The organism is Methylobacterium nonmethylotrophicum, assembly GCF_004745635.1.
GTDB lineage: Bacteria > Pseudomonadota > Alphaproteobacteria > Rhizobiales > Beijerinckiaceae > Methylobacterium > Methylobacterium nonmethylotrophicum.
Map to the genome: position 1 here is coordinate 441,854 of NZ_SRLB01000001.1, position 19,175 is coordinate 461,028.

Sequence of the window (19,175 nt, forward strand, 5' to 3'; positions counted from 1 at the left end):
GGCCTCTAGCGCCCCGCCGCGATGCGCGGATCGAGCCGCCCGTAGACGAGATCGACCGCGAAGTTGACCGTGATGACGAGGAGCGCCGAGACGAACACGATGCCGAGCAGGGTGTTGAGGTCGCGCTGCACCACCGATTCGTAGGCCAGCCGCCCGAGGCCGGGCAACGCGAACACGCTCTCGACGACCACCGAGCCGCCGAGCATCGTGCCGGCCTGCAGCCCCACCAGCGTCACCATCGGCAGCAGCGCGTTGCGGAGCGCGTGGCGCACGATCACGCCGGTCTCGCCCAACCCCTTCGCGCGGGCGGTGCGGACGTAGTCGAGGCTCATCACCTCCAGCATCGAGGCGCGCATGATCCGGAGATACGTGGCGAGGAAGACCAGCGCCAGCGTCAGCGTCGGCAGCACGAGGTGGCGGGCGATGTCGAGGATGCGGATGAGGCCCGTGTAGCCGGCGCCGACCTCCTCGAAGCCGCCGGCCGGCAGCCAGCCGAGGCGGATCGCGAACAGCACGATCCCCATCAGGCCGAACCAGAACGAGGGCGTCGCGTAGAAGACGAGGCCCAGCGTCGAGATCAGCGTGTCGGGCCAGTGCCCGATCCGCCGCGCGGCGAGGATGCCGAGCAGCGTCCCGCCGAGGAAGGCGAGCGTGAGCGAGGCGCCCATCAGCAGCAGGGTCACGGGCAGCCGCTCGGCGATCACCGTGGCGACGGGCTTGCCGTAGATCGCCGACTGGCCGAGGTCGAGCTGCACCAGGCGCCACAGGTAGCGGGCGAGCTGGGCGGCGGCCGGCAGGTCGAGCCCGTAATAGCGGCGCAGCTCCTCCGCGGTCGCCGGGTCGCCGCCGCCCATCTGGGCCATCAGGGCGTCGACGGTGTCGCCGGGGGCGAGCTGGAGCAGCAGGAAGAGCCCCGCCAGGATGACGAGGAGCGTCGGCAGGCTGGCGGCGAGGCGGCGCAGCGCGAGGAGGAGGATGGTCATGGGTGGGCCTCGGGCGCCGCGCCCTTCGTCAACGCGTGTCTCACCCCTCGATCCACGCGTCGTGCCAGTCGCCCGAGCCCCAGCGCGGGGTGTTGTGGTCGCCGTGCAGGCGCTTGCTCGTCGCCGACAGGAAGGTGCGCTCGGTCATCATCCAGACCGGGATCTCGTCGTTCACCGCCTTGACCCACTGGGCGTAGAGCGCCTTGCGCTTGCCCGGGTCGAGCTCGCTCGCCGCCTCGTCGGTCAGGCGGTCGACGAGGTCGGATTGCCAGCCGTACTGGTTGGTCCAGGGCGCGCCCTTCGGCGAGCCGGAGCGGTACCACACCGTGGTCGAGACCGCGGGGTCGCCGCGATACTGGTGCCAGCCGGTGGCGAGGTCGAAGTTCCAGTCGCGGTAGACGGTGGAGAGGGCGCCCGCCGTGTCGAGGTTGACGATGTCGACCTTGATCCCGACCGCCTGGAGCGATTGCTGGATGAAGGTGGCGAGCAGGGGCACGTCCTCGCCGTTCATGATCGGCACGAGCTTGAGCGAGAAGCGGGTGCCGCCCGCCCCGCGCTTGAACCCGGCCTCGTCGAGGAGGGCGGCCGATTTCTTCGGGTCGAACGCGTAGGGCGGGGCGTTGTCCGGGTAGAAGGCGGTCGAGGAGGACGGGATCGGGCCGGTCGCCGGCTTGCCGAGGCCGTAGATGAAGTTCTCGATGAAGAACGGCACGTCGATGGCGTAGGCGATCGCCCGGCGCACCCGGACATCCGCCAGCTCCTTGCGGCGGGTGTTGAACTCGAGCGTGTTGTTGAAGGCGTTGGCCTCCAGCCCCTTGCTCGACACGGTGAAGCGCTTGTCCGACTTCAGCCGGTCGAGGTCGGCGAGCGCGAGCGCGTTATAGGTCGAGAGCTGGACCTGGCCGGTCTCGAGCGCGGCGGAGGCCGCCGCCTTGTCGGTGATGAAGCGCCAGACGATCCGGTCGAGATACGGAAAGCCCTCGCGCCAGTAGGCCGGGTTGCGCTCGGCGATGACGTGCTGGCCGCGCTCGTAAGCGACGAACTTGAACGGGCCGGTGCCGATCGGCGCGGTGTTGGCCGGGTTCTCGAGCACGTTGGTGCCCTCGAAGACGTGCCGGGGCGCGACGTAGCCGAGGTCGCAGAGCGCCCGCAGCAGCAGGTTGAGCGGCATCGGCCGGGAGTAGCGGAAGACCGCCGTGTGGGCATCGGGCGTGTCGACGGCCTCGAGGTAGAGCTGCAGCTGCGTGCCGTAGTTCAGGTACTTCTTCCACATCTCCATCGCGGTGTACTGCACGTCCGCGGAGGTGAAGGGCTTCCCGTCGTGCCAGGTCACGCCGGGCCGCAGGCGGAAGGTCACGGTCTTGCCGTCCGGCGACGCCTCCCAGGCGGTGGCGAGCACGCCCGCGGGCTTGCCGTCCTGGTCGAGGTCGACCAGCGGCTCGACGATCTTCGAGGTGATGACGTAGACGCCGGTCGAGGCGCGGATCGCCGGGTTGAGCACCCGCTGCTCGCCGTTGAGCTGCACCGTCAGCACGCCGCCGCGCCGCGGCGCCTGCGCAGTCTGCGCCAGGACGGCCCGCGTCAGCGCCGCCGGAGTCCAGGCCGCGGTGCCGAGCGCGAGGAGGCCGGCCCGCTTGAGGGCGTCGCGGCGGTCGATGATCATCACTCGGGTCCCCGTGGTCGTTCGGGCGCATCCTTGCTGCAACGCAGCGCCGACGCAATGGACGAAGCGCGGCATTGTCCGCTTCATCCGGAGATGGTCGGTCTCCCGCAAGTCCGCCCGGGGGAAAATTGTTATCGCTTGATCGTCCTGCGCGAGACGAGGGGCCGGCATCGACCCAGGCGGGCATCGCGCCGCGGGCGGAGCGCCTCGGGCGAGGAAACATCAGGCGCAACCTGGCGTTCTGGCCTCACGCCATACCCCCCGAGAGGAGCCAGACCCCGATGATCCCGTCCCTCCGCGCCGCCGCCGCCGCCACCCTGCTCGCCGCTGCCCTGTCGGGCGGCGCGCGCGCCGCCAACGACCTGCCGCCGCCGAAGACCGATGCGATGCCGCCGGTCGAGGTGACGATCACGAGCGAGAACGGCGTGCCGCGCTGCGCGCCCGCCGAGCTGCGCCTGCCGGCCCAGAGCAACGTCGACCTGCACGTGACCAACCAGACGAGCACGCAGGTTTCCCTCACCGCGCCGCAGATCTTCCAGAACAAGAACGTGCTGCACCACGACGGCGACGTGGTCCACGTGGCGAGCAACGACGCCTACCTGGTCAAGCCGAACGGCAAGGGCGAGATCCGCCTGCGCACGATCGCGCCGGGCGAGTACACCTATGGCTGCACCGCCACCACGAAGCAGGACCAGCCCTTCACCGGCAAGCTGACGCTGGTCGATCCGACGAAGTGATACGATTTCAGATTGATCTATTCACAGACGAGCAAGACGCGGGATCCCCTCCCCAGGCGATGCCGGGCAAGCCCGGGATCGCCTGGGGAGGGGGACTCGCTCGATCTTTATTCGAACGGATCAGGCGGAAATCGTCAGACGCATCGGGTCTCCGGGCGTCGTCTTCGCACGCAGCATCATCAGGCGGATCGCCGGCAGCCCCCGGCGGCGGCCCCGCCGGTCACGCACTCACCAGTCTATTGGCGGGGCCCGCACGGTCGCGGCGGTGTACGCCGCGCCGCCCGATGAGAAAGAATTTCAAGACAGGCTATTGGGGTCGATGCAGGTCCGAAAAGACCGGAACTCACCTGCGGAGCCGGCGTTGTTAGTCCCATAAGAACAGAGGAGATCACCCATGCGGACTGTATTCGCTGCTGGTGCGGCTGCCGTCATCCTGGCCGGGTTGTCGATGTCGGCGAAGGCCGAGGAGACCACCGTGATCCATCGCGACCGGGCGCCCGGCATCGCGGTCGAGCATCGCGAGGGGATCGTCGAGCGTCGCGAGATCACCACCGGCAGCGTCGATTGCGGCTCGAAGACCGTCCACAAGGAGGACGGGATGGGCAATTCGAAGACCGTGCACAAGGAAGGCTGCAACTGACGCGCGGCATTCCGGAGCGACGACGATCGGCAGCGGGCCGCGCGGCGGCCCGCTGCCGATCGCGTTCGCGTCCCGCCCGCGGTTTCAGCGCAGGGCGACGATCTCGCTCTCGCGGACCGCACGTTCGCCCCGCACGGACTTGATGCGATAGGCGGCTTCCCCGCTGCGGTCCTCCGGCATCAGCCGCACGATCTCGAAGACGTCGACATCGCTCGCGAAGGCGTCGGACGATCCGGACCGGACCATCTGCACGCGCTGGTGCAGCTTGAACTTGTGCGACATGGAACGATCCTCTCGGGACTCTGGACCTGCGTCCGGTCAGCCGCGCCGGCGCGCCTTGCGGGCTGCGTAGCGGGCATCCCGCGCCGCCTTCTGGTCGGCCTGTCGCGCCTCGGCGGCCAGCGCCGCCTCGGCGGCGCGTCGGGTTTCCTCGGCCGCCGCGAGGTCGCGCTGGCGGGCCTCCTCGGCCTTCGCCTCGGCCTCCTGGGCGAGCCGTGCGGCGTCCTGGAGGGCCCTTTCGGCCGCGCGTTCGGCCAGGCGGGCGGTCCGCGCCATGGCGACCGCCTGCCGCTCGGCGCGCCGTGCCGCCAGGGCCGGGTCGTCCGCGGCGCGCCGCACCTGGAACCGGCCCAGCATGGCCTGCCGGGCCGCAGCGGCCGTGCCCAGCCGGTCGCCGAGCGGTGCTTCCTTGAATTGGCCCATCGCTCAGACCCGGCTCAGGGCGAGGGAGCGGATCGGGCGTGCGAACCGGTCGGCGAGGTGCCAGCGCAGTTCCCGGACCGAGTGATACCGGTACGTCCGGTCGATGAGGTGGCTGACCTCGCGCTGCTGGTCGTCGACCTGCTGCCAGATCTGCTGCACCTGGAACGTAGCGGGTTCGATCGCTGCGTCGGGGAACGTGGAATGCGAACGGAAGGTAAAATTCACCCAGAATAATCCGTTGGAGATCGGGCCTGCGCTCCGGCGCAGGACGGGAGATGCGGATCGGTCGATCCGCATCCCATCGTGGCGCGCTTACGCGGCGCGCAGGTTGCCGGCGGATTGCTTGCCGCTGCGGCGGTCGGTTTCCATCTCGTAGGAGATCTTCTGCCCCTCGGACAGGGTCTGCATGCCCGACCGCTCGACGGCGGAGATGTGCACGAAGACGTCCTTGCCGCCGTCATCCGGCTGGATGAAGCCGAAGCCCTTCTGCACGTTGAACCACTTCACGGTGCCGATGTTCATTGTCGTATCCATAGTCTGCAAGCGTATCCAGGAGCACGGCACGCGATCGACGGTGCCGAGTCTCGTCTCAATCGACAGGTTTGGAGAGAGTGGCAGAGCGGGCGCCGGCGTGAACGCGGCGAGCGGCTCGGTGGTCAGGCCAAAAATCGATCCCTGATCAATAATTCAAATTCCGATAAATCGCAAGCGAAGCGGTAAAAATTATTTATTTTGACCGTTCGCGACGACGAAAAAATCGGCGGAATAACTGATTGTCCGTGATCGACATCAAGCCGCTGTGCGGGGTAACGCGCTGCCTGAGATCGAGGATTCCGCGATCCGTGGGTGCGGCCGGTCGCGCGCCCCGGGGAGAGCCGGCCGGCGGGGATTGGAGCGCAAGAACCGGGTTTCGGCCGCCCATGGAAATCCTTCACGGTCCCGCTCGACCTTCCGCCGGACCGAATTCCATGCTCCCCATCCGCATGCCCCGCACCCCCTTGCCCCGCACCCCCATGCCCCGCGCCTTCACGCGCCTCGCCGCCGCCAACCTCGCGGCGCAATCCGCCGAGCAGATCGCGCTCGCGGCGATCCCGATCGTCGCCGTGCTCGGCCTCGGGGTAGGGGAGGGCGAGGCCGGGCTGCTCCAGACGGCGCTCACCCTGCCGTTCCTGGTCGCGGCGATCCCGGCGGGGCTCCTCGCCGACCGGCTGCCGCGCCGGGGCCTGATGGCCACGGCCGAGCTGGTGCGGGCCGCGGCCCTGGCGGTGATCCTTCTCCTGGCCGCGACCGGCCAGGCCAGCTGGCCGCTTCTCGCCGGCCTCGGCTTCCTGTCGGCCTGCGGCACGGTGGTGTTCAGCGTCGCCGGCCCGGCCCTGGTGCCGGCGCTCGTCCCGCCCGCCGGCCTCGGCGCCGCCAATGCCCGCATCGAGCTTGCCCGCACGGTCGCCTTCGCGGGCGGGCCGGCCCTCGGCGGCGCCCTCGTCGGCTGGACCGGGGCGGCGCCCGCCTTCGGGGTGGCGGTGGCGCTCTCCCTCGCGGCCGCCCTGGCGCTCGCGGGGCTCGCCGAGCCGGCGCGCCCGGCGGCGCCCCGCCGCCATCCGGCGCGCGAGATCCGCGAGGGCGCCGCCTTCGCGTTCCGGCATCCGCTGCTGCGGCCGGTGCTGGCAACCCAGATCGTGTTCAACACCGCGTTCTTCCTGCTGCTCGCGGTGTTCGTGCCCTACGCCGCCCGCCACCTGCACAGCGACGCCGCCGGCATCGGGGTGATCCTGGGCCTCTACGGGTTCGGCATGATGGTGGGCGCGCTCCTCGCCCCGGCGATCCTGCGCCGCCTGCGCTTCGGCACCGTGGTGGGCATCGGGCCGCTCGCGGGCTTCGCCGCCTCCGCCACGGTGGCGCTGACGATCCTGGTGCCGAGCCCGGCGCTGGCGGGGCTCGGCCTGTTCCTGCTCGGCGCCGGCCCGATCCTGTGGGTGATCAGCACCACGACCCTGCGCCAGGCGGTGACGCCGGCGGACCTCCTCGGCCGCGTCTCGGGCCTCAGTGTGATGACGCAGGGCGCCCGGCCGCTCGGCGCGGCGCTGGCGGCGCTGGTGGGCGGGCTCGCCGGCGCCGAGGCCTGCCTCGTCCTGGCGGTCCTGGCCTTCGGGCTCCAGGCGCTGATGATCTGGACCTCGCCGGCGGTGCGCCTCGCCGCGCTTCCGGCCGGCCCGCCTCAGCCGTCGCCGGCGTCGCCCTCGTCCCTGAGCCCGTCCAGCAGGTCGAGGCAGCCCTGCAGGATGTAGGCGGCGGCGAGCTTGTCGACGAGTTCGCCCCGGCGCGCCCGGGAGGCGTCGGCCTCGAGCAGGGTGCGGGTGACGGCCGCGGTGGAGAGCCGCTCGTCCCAGAACAGCACCGGCAGGGGCAGGATGGGCTTCAGGTTGCGCACGAAGGCCCGGGTCGACTGCACCCGCGGGCCCTCGCTGCCATCCATGTTGAGCGGCAGCCCGACCACCAGCCCGCCGACGCCGTGCCGGGTCGCGATGGCGGCGAGCGCCGCGGCGTCCGGCGTGAACTTCACCCGCCGGATCGTCTCGAGCGGCGAGGCGATCCGGCGCTGCACGTCCGAGAGGGCGAGCCCGATGGTCTTGGTGCCGAGGTCGAGCCCGAGCAGGCGGGCGCCGCCGCGCGACTCGGCCGCGAAGGCTTCGATCGCCTCCCGGTTCACGGCCGGCCTCCGCGCCTTAAGTACGCGGCACCGGCCCCGCCCTGCCGCAAGGTCCGGGCGGCGGACCGCCGGCCCTCACGCGTTTCTCGCCCGGAGATCGTCCGATGCGCATCACCTGGTTCGGCCATTCCGCCTTCCGTCTCGATTTCGGCTCCGCTCACGTGTTGATCGATCCGTTCTTCAGCGGCAACCCGGCCTTCGCGGGCGACCGCACGGCCGCGACCGAGGGCGCGACCCACATCCTGATCACCCACGGCCACGGCGACCATGTCGGCGACACGGTCGAGATCGCCGCCGAGACCGGCGCCAAGGTCGTCACCAACTACGACCTGTGCATGTGGCTGGCCTCGAAGGGCGTGACGCAATTCGAGCCGATGAACACCGGCGGCACCGTCGATGTCGGCGGCTTCCGGGTCAGCCTGGTGCGGGCCGACCACTCGGCCGGCATGAGCGAGGCCGGGGTCACGGTGCCGCTCGGGCTGCCGAACGGCGTCATCGTACGCGCCGACGGCGAGCCGACGGTCTACCACATGGGGGACACCGACATCTTCGGCGACATGGCGCTGATCCAGGAGATCTACCGCCCGGACGTGCTGATGGTGCCGGTGGGCGACCGCTTCACCATGGGGGCGGAGACCGCCGCGCTCGCGGTGACGCGCTACTTCCAGCCCAAGGCCGTCATCCCCTGCCACTACGGCTCCTTCCCGATCATCGACCCGAGCGCCGACCGCTTCGTCGCCGCCCTCGACGGCAGCGGCGTGCAGGTGATCGTGCCGCACAAGGGGACCGCCGTCACCGTGCAGTAGCGCCGGGCGCCGCCTCCCGGCGGGGCGGGCGATCGCGGCGGGACGGTTAGGGTTAACGAAAGGTTGACGTGGCGGGGCGCAGCCGGGACGGTTACCAAATCGTTACCCTGCCGTTCCGCTTCCCGAGGTCGCCGTGGCTGCCGTCATCCTTCCCTTCGCGCTCGCGACCGGCCGGCAGGTGCGGGGCGCCGCCCCGGAGGCGGGCCCGCGGCCGCAGGGCTGGATGACCCTGGACCTCGACGGCGCCCTGAGCCCGCTGCGGGGGCGGCTGCCCGCCGCCGCCGGGCGCTTCCCATGGGGTTCGGCCGAGATCCCGGCCCTCCGCCGGCAGGTGCCGGCGGAGGCGTTCCTGGCCATCGGCCGCCGGCTTCGCCGGCCCGCCAACGTGCCGCTCGCGCCCCGGGTGGCGGAGGAGCCGCCCGCCGCACCGCGGCGGATGCCGCGCAAGCACAAGCTGATGCTGATGACCGCCGCCCTCGTGCTCTACACCGGCGGCATGGAGGCGCGCCGGCATTGGAAGCCGCGGGCGGTGCTGATCGAGGTGCCGCATGCCACGAGCCACGCCATCGCCCGGCTGACCGCCGGAAGGCCGGCGGCCTGACGGCGGCGCCCGTTGCGGCAGCGCGAAAGCCGGTGCTATAGCGCCCCGCAGCCGTGACCCGGCCGCCGGAAGCCTTGAGCCCGGCTCTTCGCCTTGCCCCGAACGGAGTGCCCATGTCGGTCGACGCCAAGACGGTCCGGCGCATCGCGCACCTGGCGCGGATCGCGGTCACCGACGAGGAGGTGGCGCCGCTCCAGGACGAGCTCAACGCCATCCTGGCCTTCGTCGAGCAGCTCGGCACTGTCGACGTCTTGGGCGTCGAGCCGATGACCTCGGTGACCCCGATGGCGATGAAGAGCCGCGAGGACGTGATCACCGATGGCGGCCACGCCCGCGAGATCGTGTTCAACGCCCCGTTGACCGAGGACAACTATTTCCTGGTGCCGAAGGTCGTCGAGTAGCCTCGACCGGATTCCCGCGACAGCACCGATGGGGCCGGCAGGCCCGCGACAGGACGAAACGATCGTGACCAGCAAGCCGGCAGAGCTGACCGACCTCACCCTGGCGCAGGCCCGCGACGGCCTGCGGGCGAAGGATTTCTCCGCCCGCGAGCTGGCGCAGGCCCATATCGACGCGATCGCGAAGGCGCGGGTGCTCAACGCCTACCTGCTCGAGACGCCCGACCGGGCGCTGGCCATGGCGGAGGTCGCCGACCAGAAGCTCGCCGCCGGCGAGGCCCGGCCCCTCGAGGGCCTGCCCCTCGGCATCAAGGACCTGTTCTGCACCCACGGCGTCGCCACCACCGCCGGCTCGAAGATCCTCGAAGGGTTCCAGCCGCACTACGAATCCACCGTCAGCCACAACCTGTGGCGCGACGGCGCGGTGATGCTGGGCAAGCTCAACCTCGACGAGTTCGCCATGGGCTCGTCGAACGAGACCAGCGCCTACGGCCCGGTCGTCTCGCCCTGGCGCCGCCAGGGTTCGGACGCGAAGCTGGTGCCGGGCGGCTCGTCCGGCGGCTCGGCGGCGGCCGTCGCCGCGCGGCTGTGCCTGGGCGCCACCGCCACCGATACCGGCGGCTCGATCCGCCAGCCGGCGGCCTTCACCGGCACGGTCGGCATCAAGCCCACTTATGGCCGCTGCTCGCGCTGGGGCACCGTCGCCTTCGCGTCCTCCCTCGATCAGGCCGGGCCGATCGCCCGCACGGTGCGCGACACCGCGATCCTGCTCGCCTCGATGTCCGGCCACGACGAGAAGGACACGACGTCCGTCGACCTCCCGGTGCCCGACTTCGAGGCGGCTTTGGGCCGGGGCGTCAAGGGCCTGACCATCGGCATCCCGAAGGAGTACCGGGTCGACGGCATGCCGGCCGAGATCGAGCGGCTGTGGCAGCAGGGCGCCGAGTGGCTCAAGAGCGCCGGCGCCAGGATCGTCGAGGTCTCGCTGCCGCACACCCAATACGCGCTGCCGGCCTACTACATCGTGGCGCCGGCCGAGGCCTCCTCGAACCTCGCCCGCTACGACGGCGTGCGCTACGGCCTGCGCGTCCCGGGCAAGGACATCGTCGGCATGTACGAGCAGACCCGCGCCGCCGGCTTCGGCCGCGAGGTCAAGCGCCGCATCATGATCGGCACCTACGTGCTCTCGGCCGGCTACTACGACGCCTACTACGTCCGCGCCCAGAAGATCCGCACGCTCATCAAGCGCGACTTCGAGGAGGCCTACGCCTCCGGCGTCGACGCGATCCTGACGCCCGCGACGCCGTCCGCCGCCTTCGGCATCGGCGAGAAGGCGAATGCCGACCCCGTCGAGATGTACCTCAACGACGTGTTCACCGTGACGGTGAACATGGCCGGCCTGCCCGGCATCGCGGTGCCGGCCGGCCTCGACGGCCAGGGCCTGCCGCTCGGCCTTCAGCTCATCGGCCGTCCCTTCGACGAGGAGACGCTGTTCGCGGCCGGCCAGGTGATCGAGGAGGCGGCCGGCCGCATCGCCCTGCCGCAGGCGTGGTGGGCGTGAACCACCCCACCGTCCCCTACTACCCGCCCTCGGTCTGGATCCTGGCCGCGTTCGATCCCGTGCTGATCGGGCTCGCGCTGTATCTCGGCTGGAAGGCGGACCAGTTCGGCAAGGTGGTGCTCGTCGCGATGATCGCCCTCGTCGTGTCGGTGCTGGTCTCCTGGGTGCTGACCGGGCTCGGCGTGCCGTGGCCGGCCCCGGTCGGGCGGGAGTTGCCGACCTTCTTTCCCGTGCGCACCGCCGCGGCGCTGATCTACGCGATCCTCGGCTACACCGCCCGCCGGACGATCGCGCCGCGCGCTTGACGCGCTTGACCGGCGAGTACGACCCTTCCTACTAGGCGCAACCTACCCCTCTCCCGGCGATCCCGGGCTTGCCCGGGATCGCTGCAAGGTGTGGGAGAGGGGCAGGGGATCGAAGATCCCACGTGAGGGTGACACGCTTCAGTGTAGATCGCCGAGCGTGGTGCTGGCAGCGGAACGGTTGGAGCTAGACTCGGAACCGTAGCACCCTCACCCCCTGCCCCTCTCCCACACGGGAGAGGGGAAATCGCTTGAGAGACCAAACCCTCATGAACGCTCCCGTGAACCCCAAGAAGCTGATCAAGGGCGCGCTGGGCGACTGGGAGGTGGTGATCGGCATGGAGATCCATGCCCAGGTCACCAGCCGCTCGAAGCTGTTCTCCGGCGCGCCGACCGCCTTCGGGGCCGAGCCGAACGACAACGTCTCGCTGGTCGACGCCGCGATGCCCGGCATGCTGCCGGTGATCAACCGCGAATGCGTCGCGCAGGCGGTGCGCACGGGCTTGGGCCTCAAGGCCCAGATCAACCACCGCTCGGTGTTCGACCGGAAGAACTACTTCTACCCGGACCTGCCGCAGGGCTACCAGATCAGCCAGTACAAGAGCCCGATCGTCGGCGAGGGCGAGGTTTTGGTCGATTTGCCCGACGGCGAGAGCATCCGGGTCGGGATCGAGCGCCTGCATCTCGAGCAGGATGCCGGCAAGTCTCTGCACGACCAGCACCCGTCGATGAGCTTCGTCGACCTCAACCGGTCGGGCGTGGCGCTGATGGAGATCGTGTCGAAGCCGGACCTGCGCTCGTCGGAGGAGGCCAAGGCCTACGTGACGAAGCTGCGCACCATCCTGCGCTACCTCGGCACCTGCGACGGCGACATGGAGAAGGGGAATCTCCGCGCCGACGTCAACGTCTCGGTGAGGAAGCCCGGCGAGCCCTTCGGCACCCGCTGCGAGATCAAGAACGTCAACTCGATCCGCTTCATCGGCCAGGCGATCGAGGTCGAGGCGCGCCGCCAGATCGCGATCATCGAGGATGGCGGCACGATCGAGCAGGAGACCCGCCTGTTCGACCCGAACAAGGGCGAGACGCGCTCGATGCGCTCGAAGGAAGAGGCGCACGATTACCGCTACTTCCCGGATCCGGACCTGCTGCCGCTCGAGTTCGACCAGGCCTTCGTCGACGGCCTCGCCGCCGGCCTGCCGGAACTGCCCGATGCCAAGAAGGCCCGCTTCATCGAGTCCTACGGCCTGTCGCCCTACGACGCGACGGTGCTGGTGGCCGAGCGCGCCTCGGCCGACTACTTCGAGGCGGTGGCTCAGGGACGCGACGGCAAGATCGCGGCGAACTGGGTCATCAACGAGCTGTTCGGCCGCCTGAACAAGGAGGCCAAGGGCATCGAGGACAGCCCGGTCTCGGCGGCCCAGCTCGGCGCGATCGTCGACCTCATCGGCGACGGCACCATCTCGGGCAAGATCGCCAAGGACGTGTTCGAGATCGTCTGGAGCGAGGGCGGCGACCCGCGCCAGATCGTCGAGAGCCGCGGCCTGCGCCAGGTCACCGACACCGGCGCGATCGAGGCGGCGATCGACCAGATCATCGCGGCGAACCCGGACAAGGTCGAGCAGGCCAAGGCCAAGCCGACCCTGCTCGGCTGGTTCGTCGGCCAGACCATGAAGGCCACCGGCGGCAAGGCCAACCCGGCGGCGGTCAACGCGCTCCTGAAGGCGAAGCTCGGCATCGAGTAGGCGCGAGCCGCGCCTCTCCGGTCGAGGGCGAGGCGCGGATCGTCCGCGCTTTTCGTGCGGCCTCGCGCCGCTGGCTTGGCTCCCGCCAAGATCAGGCGGCGGACCGGAGCACCTCGACCCGCGCCGCCTCGGCGGCGATGTGGTGGGCGAGGCGCACCGCCAGGGCGACCACCGTCAGGGTCGGGGTCGCCTGGCCGGAGCGTGGCAGCACGGCGGCGCTCGCCACGTAGAGGTTGGATGCGTCGAACACCCGCAGGTTGCGATCGACCACGCCGCGTCCCGGCGCATCGGCCATCCGGACGGTGCCGATCTGGTGCGTGCCGTGGCCGCTCTGCCGCATCACCGCCTCGACGTTCCGCTCCGCCGGCTGCCGGTACTCGAGACGCCCGAGGCCGGTCCGGGCGAGCCAGCCCGCGAACAGGTCGTGGGCCCGCACCACCGCCCGCGCGTCATCCTCGTGGACCCGGTAGTCGATGTGCAGGCGCGGCAGCCCTGTGGCGTCGGTGCGGTCGCCGAGCCGCACGCGGCTCTCCGCCCGGGGCGATTGCTCCGAGTGGTAGGACAGGCCGTAGCGCCGGCCGGCATTGCGCACGAACAGCCCGGGCAGCCGCGTCGCCGCGGCGTAGCGCTGCCAGGCGACCCGCGTCCCCTCGACCAGCGCCGCCGGCAGGTTCCGGCCGACATTGCGCAGGTGCGGCCAGCGCGCGACCGCCTTCGGCACGTGGCGCACCCGCAGGGCGTCCGGCAGCAGGACGCGGCCGACGGGGTCGAAGGACAGGGCCAGGAAGGCGAGGGACAGGAAGGCGTCGCGGTGGCCGGCATCGGCCATCCGGGGGATCACCGGCCAGAACGCCACGTTGAGGAGGTCGTGCTCGGCCTGGAGCGCCGGGCTCGGCACGAAGCGGCGGCGCACGTAGTAGCCCTCTGGGTCGCGCTGGAAGTCGAAGGCCGCGTCGATTGCGTCCGACGCGAAGGTGACGTCGGCGATCTCCCCGATGACGTGGCCCATATAGGTGCGGCCGAGCGGCCCGTCCGGCCCGCCGAACAGGGCGGGCCGGCGCCGCTGCAGGGCGAGCAGCAGGCGCGTGGTCTCGAGCCCGCCGGCCGCCAGCACGAGCCGCGCGACGGGCACCGTCCGCCGCTCGCCGGAGGGTCGCGCCACCACGACCGCGCGGGCGGCGCCGCTCTCGTCGAACCGGATGTCGACCACCGTGGCGTGCAGGCGGATGTCGATCAGCGGGTCGGATGCGAGGGCGTCCGCGTGGGAGACCTGGAACCGGGGCCGGCCGCTCCAGCGCTCGAGCCGCGTGACCGAGAAGGCGTCGTCCTCGACCGCGACGCCGGCCATCGGCGCCTCGAAGACCGGCTCGCCGCAGGCGGCGAACCGGCACGCGGTCGGCAGGAACGGCGCGAGATCGGCCAGGCCGATCGGCCAGTCGGGCATGCCGGGCCGGGGTCGGAAGTCGACGGGATCGAAGGGCAGGCAGCGCCCGCCCCAGAGGTTCGAGGTGCCGCCGAGCCGGCGCGCCACCGCGATGCTCATGTCGTCGTGACGGGCCGGATCGGCGAGGTCGGCGCCGGAGAGGTCCTGGGCCGACGGCTCGGGGCGCGCGCCGCCGGATTCGAGGATCAGGGCCGAGAGGCCGAGCCGCCGCAGCTCCAGGGCGAGGGACAGGCCGGCCGGCCCGGCGCCGATGATGCAGACATCGTGACGCCCCGTCTCGATACCCTCGCAATGGTCTGAAATCATGGCCTCTGCTCCGACAATGAGCGGTGCCGGCCTCCGCAATACCCGCGTGCCGCAGCACGTCGCTGGTATTGCAAGGTCGCACCGCACATCCGGCAGATAAAACAGCGATACTGTAGAAGAAAATCGTCTTATCGAGCGCGCGAATGAGCCATCGGGATGGGGAGGGCGCGCAGAGAGGCGGGAATTATAGTGATGTTACGACGTTCGAGGGTGAGTGATTGTCGAAAGGGTGAGTGTCCGTTCGACGAGGCTTCGACCCTCGACGGACCGGCAGGCGCGTGGTGCGTGCGAAGGGCGAAAGGCGAGGGGTGGCGGAGCCGGTGCCCTGCGGGTGCACCGTCCGCAAGTCTCCGTGGGCTTCGACGACGATCGAGCCGGCGAGTCGTTCGCCTCGCCATTGGCGGGACTGTCCGAGGCAAGAATAGGCGCGGGATCCCCCCTCTCCCGTGTGGGAGAGGGGCCGGGGGTGAGGGTGGCTCGGTTTCCGCAATGATCCTGAACTGTCGAGCTGCGCGGCGCGACGCTCAAAGCTTTACACTGAAGCGGGTCACCCTCACCCCTACCCCTCTCCCACACGGGAGAGGGGATCCCGCGCTTGATCGGCGAAGGATCGCCCCCGGCTATTCCCCCGCCGCGCTCTTCGCAGCCTTGGCGGCCGGCTTCTTGGCAGGGGCCTTCTTGGCGGCAGCGGTCTTCGCGGCCGCCTTCCGGGCCGTGGGCTTCGCGGAGCCGGCCTCGCCGTCGGCCTCACCCGTCTTGCCGTCGGAGGCCTTGGCCTTCGCCGTCTTGCCCGCGGGTTTGCGCGCGCCCGTCTTCTTCTTCGTCCCGCCCCCGGCCTCGCGCCGGGCCGCGATCAGGCGCAGGGCCTCGTCGAGGGTCACGGCATCCGCCGAGGCGCCCTTCGGCAAGGTCGCGTTGATCTCGCCGTCGGTGACGTAAGCGCCGTAGCGGCCGGCCTTGACGGTGACGGGCTTGCCGGTCTCCGGTGCGGTGCCGATCAGCCGGCCCGGATCCTGCGCCGGGCGCCCGCCGCCCTGCTCCTTCTGGACGATCAGGTCGATGGCGCGGTTGGCGCCGACCTCCAGCACGTCGTCGTCCTTGCCGAGATTGGCGTAGGTCTTGCCGTGCTGCACGTAGGGGCCGTAGCGGCCGATATTGGCCAGGATCGGCTCGCCGGTCTCCGGGTGGCGCGCCACCTCGCGCGGCAGAGACAGGAGCTTCAGCGCCTTCTCCAGGTCGACGGCCGAGGGCGACAGGCCGCGGGGCAGGGAGGAGCGCTTGGGCTTCTCGGCGCCCTTCTCGGCCGAGGCCTCGCCGAGCTGCACGAACGGGCCGAAGCGGCCGTCGCGCAGGGTCACGGGCAGGCCGGTCTCGGGATCGTCGCCGAGCACCCGCACGCCGGGCTGGCCGCCCTCGCCCGCCCCCTCGCCGTCGCCGTCGAGGCCGGTGGCGTTGAGCTGGCGGGTGTACTTGCACTCGGGATAGTTCGAGCAGCCGACGAAGGCCCCGAACTTGCCGAGCTTGAGCGAGAGCTGGCCGCTGCCGCAATTCGGGCAGGCGCGCGGGTTCGAGCCGTCGGCCTTGGCCGGAAAGATGTGCTCGGCCAGCAGCCCGTTGAGGGCCTCCAGCACCTCCGCCGTACGCAGCTCCTTGGTGCCGGCGATCGCCGCCGAGAAGTCGCGCCAGAAGTCGCGCAGCACCGCCCGCCAGTCGATCTCGGCGTTCGAGACCCGGTCGAGCTGCGTCTCGAGGTCGGCCGTGAAGTCGTACTCGACGTAGCGGCGGAAGAAGCTCTCGAGGAAGCCGGTGACGATCCGGCCCTTGTCCTCCGGCACCAGGCGCTTCTTATCGATCTTGACGTATTCGCGGTCGCGCAGGACCTGCAGCACGGCGGCGTAGGTCGAGGGCCGGCCGATGCCGAGTTCCTCCATCCGCTTGACCAGGCTCGCCTCGGAGTAGCGCGGCGGCGGCTCGGTGAAGTGCTGGGTCGCGGCGATGCGCTCGCGGGTCAGAGCGTCGCCGGCCGCCATCGCGGGCAGGCGGCGGGATTCCTCGTCCTCCTCGTCGTCCTTGCCCTCCTGGTAGAGGGTGAGGAAGCCGTCGAACTTCACCACCTGGCCGGTGGCGCGCAGGTCGATGCGGCGCGGGCCGACCTGGGCACCGATATCGACCGTGGTGCGTTCCAGCTCCGCCGATTCCATCTGGCTCGCCACCGTGCGGGTCCAGATCAGCTCGTAGAGCCTCGCCTGCTCCGGCTCGAGGAAGCGGGCGACGTCCTTCGGCAGCCGGCCGAGATCGGTCGGGCGCACCGCCTCGTGGGCCTCCTGGGCGTTCTTGGCCTTGACGCTGTACTTGCGGGGCGCGCCCGGCACGTAGGCGTCGCCGTACTCGGCGCCGATCACCTGGCGCGCCTGGGCGACCGCCTCCGGCGCCATGTCGACGCCGTCGGTCCGCATGTAGGTGATGAGGCCGACGGTCTCGCCGCCGATCTCGACGCCCTCGTAGAGGCGCTGCGCCACCCGCATCGTCTGGGCCGGGGCGAGGCCGAGCTTGCGCGAGGCCTCCTGCTGCAGGGTCGAGGTGGTGAAGGGCGGCTGCGGGTGGCGCTTGGCGGGCTTGGCCTCGACCTGCGCCACCGTGAAGGTGGCAAGCTCCAGGTCGCGCCGGAAGGCCTCGGCCTCCTCGGCGGTGCCGACGTCGAGGCGCTGGATCCGCTTGCCGTCGGCGCCGACGAGCCGCGCCTCGAACACCCCGCCGCTCCTCGTCTTGAGCGTCGCGACGAGCGACCAGTACTCGCGCGGCTTGAAGGTCTCGATCTCGCGCTCGCGGTCGCAGACGAGGCGGAGCGCCACCGACTGCACCCGGCCGGCCGAGCGGGCGCCCGGCAGCTTGCGCCACAGGACCGGCGAGAGGTTGAAGCCGACGAGGTAGTCGAGCGCCCGCCGCGCCAGGTAGGCGTCGACGAGGGCCTGGTCGATCGCCCGCGGCTGGGCCATCGCGGTCTCGACCGCGTCCTTGGTGATGGCGTTGAAGGTGACGCGCTCGACCGCGACGTCCTTGAGCACCTTCCTGGCCTGCAGCGCCTCCAGCACGTGCCAGGAAATCGCCTCGCCCTCGCGATCCGGGTCGGTCGCCAGGATCAGCGTGTCGGCGCCCTTCACGGCTTTCGCAATCTCGGCGACGCGTTTCGCCCCGCGATCCTCCAACTCCCACAGCATGTGGAAGTCTTGCTCGGGATCGACCGAGCCGTCCTTCGCCGGAAGATCGCGGATATGCCCGAACGAGGCCAGCACCTCGTAGTCGCTGCCGAGGTACTTATTGATCGTTTTGGCTTTGGCCGGCGACTCGACGACGACGACTTTCATAGACGGCTTGCCTTTTCGAGGAGCACACCGCGGCAGATCGGGCTTCAACTTGTGCGGGGCGGCCGGCGCGGGTTTTCGCGCGGCGAAGCGGACAAGTGGGTGATGACACGGCCGTTGTCAAATACCGACGCGCGTCCCGTGCCACATCCTTGCGGCGGGCCCCCCCGGCTCCTATAGCCCTTCGCTCAGGATGAGCACCCAGGCACCCCCCGGCTTCCCGCACCGCCACCTCCTCGGCATCGAGGGCCTCTCGCCCCTCGATATCGGGGCGCTGCTCGACCGTGCCGACGAGGCCGTCGAGATCAGCCGCCAGGTCGAGAAGAAGCGCACGACCTTGCGCGGTCGCACCCAGATCAACCTGTTCTTCGAGCCCTCGACCCGGACCCAGTCCTCGTTCGAGCTGGCCGGCAAGCGCCTCGGCGCCGACGTGATGAACATGTCGGTCGCCTCCTCATCGGTGAAGAAGGGCGAGACCCTGATCGACACCGCCGCGACCCTCAACGCGATGCGGCCCGACATCATCGTGGTGCGCCACCACCAGGCCGGCGCGGTGCATCTCCTCGCCCGCAAGGTCGATTGCGCGGTGGTCAATGCCGGCGACGGCGCCCACGAGCACCCGACCCAGGCCCTCCTCGACGCCCTGACCATCCGGCGCAACAAGGGCCGGATCGAGGGTCTGACGATCGCGATCTGCGGCGACGTCCTGCATTCGCGGGTGGCGCGCTCGAACATCATCCTGCTCCAGGCCCTCGGCGCCCGGGTGCGGGTGATCGGCCCCTCGACCCTGCTGCCGCCGGGCCTTGCCCGCTTCGGCGTCGAGGTCTTCACCGACATGCGGGCGGGCCTCGAGGACGTGGACATCGTGATGATGCTGCGCCTGCAGCGCGAGCGGATGAACGGCTCCTTCGTGCCCTCCGTGAAGGAGTATTTCCGGTATTTCGGCCTCGACGGCGACAAGCTGCGCCACGCCAGGGCCGACGCCTTGGTGATGCATCCGGGCCCGATGAACCGCGGCGTCGAGATCTCGTCCGAGGTCGCCGACGGGGCGCAGTCGCTGATCAGGGAGCAGGTCGAGATGGGGGTCGCGGTGCGGATGGCGGTGCTGGAAGCGCTCGCCACGCACCTGCCGAACGCGTGAGTAGGAAGGCGTGGTGTTCGTGAAGGGCGCTGCGGCCCATCCCTCCCCCCTCTGCGGGGGAGGGTGGCGAACGGAGTGAG

At 70.7% G+C, this 19,175-nt stretch carries 19 protein-coding genes; 10 read left to right on the top strand and 9 right to left on the bottom strand.

Features of this window, described 5'->3' with window-relative positions:
- Positions 1 to 5 precede the first annotated feature (5 nt).
- Together EU555_RS02105 and EU555_RS02110 are read right to left on the bottom strand one after the other, a co-directional pair.
- Entirely contained in the window at positions 6 to 983 is a 978-nt protein-coding gene (locus tag EU555_RS02105; protein ID WP_135412774.1) for an ABC transporter permease, read from the bottom strand.
- Positions 984 to 1,023: 40 nt separating this feature from the next.
- Positions 1,024 to 2,646 carry an ABC transporter substrate-binding protein gene (locus EU555_RS02110; protein ID WP_135412775.1) on the bottom strand — a complete coding sequence of 541 codons (1,623 nt, stop codon included), beginning with the start codon at positions 2,644 to 2,646 and terminating at the stop codon, positions 1,024 to 1,026.
- Between the two features lie 281 nt (positions 2,647 to 2,927).
- On the opposite strand from EU555_RS02110, the gene EU555_RS02115 reads away from it, so the two are divergent.
- Together EU555_RS02115 and EU555_RS02120 are read left to right on the top strand one after the other, a co-directional pair.
- Positions 2,928 to 3,383 (top strand): cupredoxin domain-containing protein, encoded by a 456-nt coding sequence (locus tag EU555_RS02115; RefSeq protein ID WP_135412776.1) that lies wholly within the window; start codon positions 2,928 to 2,930, stop codon positions 3,381 to 3,383.
- A 394-nt stretch (positions 3,384 to 3,777) separates the two neighbouring features.
- Positions 3,778 to 4,023, top strand: coding sequence for a hypothetical protein (locus tag EU555_RS02120; protein ID WP_135412777.1), 246 nt, complete (start codon positions 3,778 to 3,780; stop codon positions 4,021 to 4,023).
- Positions 4,024 to 4,107: 84 nt separating this feature from the next.
- Here the strand turns inward: EU555_RS02120 and EU555_RS02125 are convergent, their stop codons facing one another.
- From EU555_RS02125 to EU555_RS02140, 4 genes are all read right to left on the bottom strand, one after another.
- The gene (locus EU555_RS02125) at positions 4,108 to 4,305 is read right to left on the bottom strand and encodes a hypothetical protein (protein WP_135412778.1); all 198 of its coding nucleotides are present in this window, start codon (positions 4,303 to 4,305) and stop codon (positions 4,108 to 4,110) included.
- A 36-nt stretch (positions 4,306 to 4,341) separates the two neighbouring features.
- Positions 4,342 to 4,725: a DUF6481 family protein gene (locus tag EU555_RS02130; RefSeq protein WP_167858411.1), complete on the bottom strand. Its 384-nt coding sequence runs from the start codon at positions 4,723 to 4,725 to the stop codon at positions 4,342 to 4,344.
- A gap of 3 nt (positions 4,726 to 4,728) precedes the next feature.
- Complete coding sequence (locus tag EU555_RS02135; RefSeq protein WP_135412779.1) at positions 4,729 to 4,950, bottom strand: hypothetical protein; 222 nt, start codon at positions 4,948 to 4,950, stop codon at positions 4,729 to 4,731.
- An 87-nt stretch (positions 4,951 to 5,037) separates the two neighbouring features.
- Complete coding sequence (locus EU555_RS02140) at positions 5,038 to 5,247, bottom strand: cold-shock protein (protein ID WP_135412780.1); 210 nt, start codon at positions 5,245 to 5,247, stop codon at positions 5,038 to 5,040.
- A 446-nt stretch (positions 5,248 to 5,693) separates the two neighbouring features.
- On the opposite strand from EU555_RS02140, the gene EU555_RS02145 reads away from it, so the two are divergent.
- Complete coding sequence (locus tag EU555_RS02145; protein ID WP_245524088.1) at positions 5,694 to 7,010, top strand: MFS transporter; 1,317 nt, start codon at positions 5,694 to 5,696, stop codon at positions 7,008 to 7,010.
- Here the strand turns inward: EU555_RS02145 and ruvX are convergent.
- Positions 6,941 to 7,432, bottom strand: coding sequence for a Holliday junction resolvase RuvX (gene ruvX, locus EU555_RS02150; RefSeq protein ID WP_135412781.1), 492 nt, complete (start codon positions 7,430 to 7,432; stop codon positions 6,941 to 6,943). The two genes, EU555_RS02145 and ruvX, sit on opposite strands and share 70 nt — an antisense overlap.
- A gap of 104 nt (positions 7,433 to 7,536) precedes the next feature.
- Here ruvX and EU555_RS02155 point away from each other — a divergent pair, with 104 nt between their 5' ends.
- From EU555_RS02155 to gatB, 6 genes are all read left to right on the top strand, one after another.
- The gene (locus EU555_RS02155; protein ID WP_135412782.1) at positions 7,537 to 8,238 is read left to right on the top strand and encodes a metal-dependent hydrolase; all 702 of its coding nucleotides are present in this window, start codon (positions 7,537 to 7,539) and stop codon (positions 8,236 to 8,238) included.
- 133 nt (positions 8,239 to 8,371) lie between these two features.
- Positions 8,372 to 8,839, top strand: coding sequence for a hypothetical protein (locus EU555_RS02160; protein WP_135412783.1), 468 nt, complete (start codon positions 8,372 to 8,374; stop codon positions 8,837 to 8,839).
- A gap of 113 nt (positions 8,840 to 8,952) precedes the next feature.
- Entirely contained in the window at positions 8,953 to 9,240 is a 288-nt protein-coding gene (gatC, locus tag EU555_RS02165; protein WP_135412784.1) for an Asp-tRNA(Asn)/Glu-tRNA(Gln) amidotransferase subunit GatC, read from the top strand.
- 28 nt (positions 9,241 to 9,268) lie between these two features.
- Positions 9,269 to 10,798: an Asp-tRNA(Asn)/Glu-tRNA(Gln) amidotransferase subunit GatA gene (gene gatA / locus EU555_RS02170; protein WP_425375070.1), complete on the top strand. Its 1,530-nt coding sequence runs from the start codon at positions 9,269 to 9,271 to the stop codon at positions 10,796 to 10,798.
- Positions 10,789 to 11,103, top strand: a complete 315-nt coding sequence (locus tag EU555_RS02175; RefSeq protein ID WP_425375071.1) for a hypothetical protein — start codon at positions 10,789 to 10,791, stop codon at positions 11,101 to 11,103. Before gatA ends, EU555_RS02175 begins: the two co-directional genes overlap by 10 nt.
- Positions 11,104 to 11,369: 266 nt before the next feature.
- Positions 11,370 to 12,842: an Asp-tRNA(Asn)/Glu-tRNA(Gln) amidotransferase subunit GatB gene (gene gatB / locus EU555_RS02180; protein ID WP_135412787.1), complete on the top strand. Its 1,473-nt coding sequence runs from the start codon at positions 11,370 to 11,372 to the stop codon at positions 12,840 to 12,842.
- Positions 12,843 to 12,933: 91 nt separating this feature from the next.
- Here gatB and EU555_RS02185 read toward each other — a convergent pair whose 3' ends face one another.
- Positions 12,934 to 14,592 carry a GMC oxidoreductase gene (locus EU555_RS02185; protein WP_135412788.1) on the bottom strand — a complete coding sequence of 553 codons (1,659 nt, stop codon included), beginning with the start codon at positions 14,590 to 14,592 and terminating at the stop codon, positions 12,934 to 12,936.
- 620 nt (positions 14,593 to 15,212) lie between these two features.
- A complete protein-coding gene (gene topA, locus EU555_RS02190; RefSeq protein WP_135412789.1) occupies positions 15,213 to 17,957 on the bottom strand; it encodes a type I DNA topoisomerase in 2,745 nt (914 codons plus the stop codon).
- Between the two features lie 190 nt (positions 17,958 to 18,147).
- Here topA and EU555_RS02195 point away from each other — a divergent pair, with 190 nt between their 5' ends.
- Positions 18,148 to 19,095, top strand: a complete 948-nt coding sequence (locus EU555_RS02195) for an aspartate carbamoyltransferase catalytic subunit (RefSeq protein WP_135412790.1) — start codon at positions 18,148 to 18,150, stop codon at positions 19,093 to 19,095.
- The last annotated feature ends 80 nt before the right edge of the window (positions 19,096 to 19,175 follow it).

What these genes read in the sequence shown, in the direction of transcription:
- EU555_RS02105 (WP_135412774.1), bottom strand. Translation starts at nt 983, where the DNA reads ATGACCATCCTCCTCCTCGCGCTGCGCCGCCTCGCCGCCAGCCTGCCG.
- EU555_RS02110 (WP_135412775.1), bottom strand. Translation starts at nt 2,646, where the DNA reads ATGATCATCGACCGCCGCGACGCCCTCAAGCGGGCCGGCCTCCTCGCG.
- EU555_RS02115 (WP_135412776.1), top strand. Translation starts at nt 2,928, where the DNA reads ATGATCCCGTCCCTCCGCGCCGCCGCCGCCGCCACCCTGCTCGCCGCT.
- EU555_RS02120 (WP_135412777.1), top strand. Translation starts at nt 3,778, where the DNA reads ATGCGGACTGTATTCGCTGCTGGTGCGGCTGCCGTCATCCTGGCCGGG.
- EU555_RS02125 (WP_135412778.1), bottom strand. Translation starts at nt 4,305, where the DNA reads ATGTCGCACAAGTTCAAGCTGCACCAGCGCGTGCAGATGGTCCGGTCC.
- EU555_RS02130 (WP_167858411.1), bottom strand. Translation starts at nt 4,725, where the DNA reads ATGGGCCAATTCAAGGAAGCACCGCTCGGCGACCGGCTGGGCACGGCC.
- EU555_RS02140 (WP_135412780.1), bottom strand. Translation starts at nt 5,247, where the DNA reads ATGAACATCGGCACCGTGAAGTGGTTCAACGTGCAGAAGGGCTTCGGC.
- EU555_RS02145 (WP_245524088.1), top strand. Translation starts at nt 5,694, where the DNA reads ATGCTCCCCATCCGCATGCCCCGCACCCCCTTGCCCCGCACCCCCATG.
- EU555_RS02155 (WP_135412782.1), top strand. Translation starts at nt 7,537, where the DNA reads ATGCGCATCACCTGGTTCGGCCATTCCGCCTTCCGTCTCGATTTCGGC.
- gatC (WP_135412784.1), top strand. Translation starts at nt 8,953, where the DNA reads ATGTCGGTCGACGCCAAGACGGTCCGGCGCATCGCGCACCTGGCGCGG.
- gatA (WP_425375070.1), top strand. Translation starts at nt 9,269, where the DNA reads ATGGGGCCGGCAGGCCCGCGACAGGACGAAACGATCGTGACCAGCAAG.
- gatB (WP_135412787.1), top strand. Translation starts at nt 11,370, where the DNA reads ATGAACGCTCCCGTGAACCCCAAGAAGCTGATCAAGGGCGCGCTGGGC.
- EU555_RS02185 (WP_135412788.1), bottom strand. Translation starts at nt 14,592, where the DNA reads ATGATTTCAGACCATTGCGAGGGTATCGAGACGGGGCGTCACGATGTC.
- topA (WP_135412789.1), bottom strand. Translation starts at nt 17,957, where the DNA reads ATGAAAGTCGTCGTCGTCGAGTCGCCGGCCAAAGCCAAAACGATCAAT.
- EU555_RS02195 (WP_135412790.1), top strand. Translation starts at nt 18,148, where the DNA reads ATGAGCACCCAGGCACCCCCCGGCTTCCCGCACCGCCACCTCCTCGGC.